The organism is Candidatus Protofrankia californiensis (genome assembly GCF_900634765.1).
Lineage (GTDB): Bacteria > Actinomycetota > Actinomycetes > Frankiales > Frankiaceae > Protofrankia > Protofrankia californiensis.
In genome coordinates this window covers 46,861-47,469 of sequence record NZ_CAAAFT010000067.1, presented here as the reverse complement: position 1 = coordinate 47,469, position 609 = coordinate 46,861, and the positions used below count along the sequence as shown (strand labels likewise).

1 pseudogene is annotated in these 609 nt (G+C 71.4%); it reads right to left on the bottom strand.

Features of this window, described 5'->3' with window-relative positions:
• Positions 1-77 precede the first annotated feature (77 nt).
• Positions 78-609 (bottom strand): annotated as a pseudogene (locus DD1DGNOD_RS28755) (hypothetical protein); the annotation flags it as partial.

Below are 609 nucleotides of genomic sequence, written 5' to 3'. Positions count from 1 at the left end.
AGGATCACGGCGGCGAGGACGGCGAGGACGGACCGGAGCAGGTCAGGTCAGGCCGGCAAACCACTACCGGCAAACCACTAACTCTGCTTGCCGGTGGGACGGGCATAGCGGTCGGTGGCCTCCGCGTCGGCGGTCGTGCGGCGCGCAGCATCCACCAGTGGCCGGGACACCGGGCCTGCCGGTGCGGCACCGCGGCTCACCGTGGTGTTGGCGGAACCGACAGCAGCCTCTCCGCGTGACGCGCCCGGTGACGGGGCAACACGTGCGACGGCAGCCGGCGACGAAACGCCCCGTGACGAAGCAGCACCACGGTCGGTGGACCGGCGCAGGCCCGGACGTCCGTCGTGAACCACACCCACCATCCGCTCGGACAGCGCCGGCCAGTCCCGTAGGACCCGCGACAGCTCCTTGATCCGCGTTTCGCCGGTTGCGACCACGATGACGGCATCCGCCTGCATGGCGGACGCCGCCGTCATCGGAAGATCGACAAGAGCCGGGGTCAACACGATGACGAGATCGACGACCGGCGCCCGGTCCGCCAGGATGGGTGCGAGACCGCCGGGCCGGGCCGCCCGGGCCGGTGCGACCCGGTTGTACAGCAGATGGCCG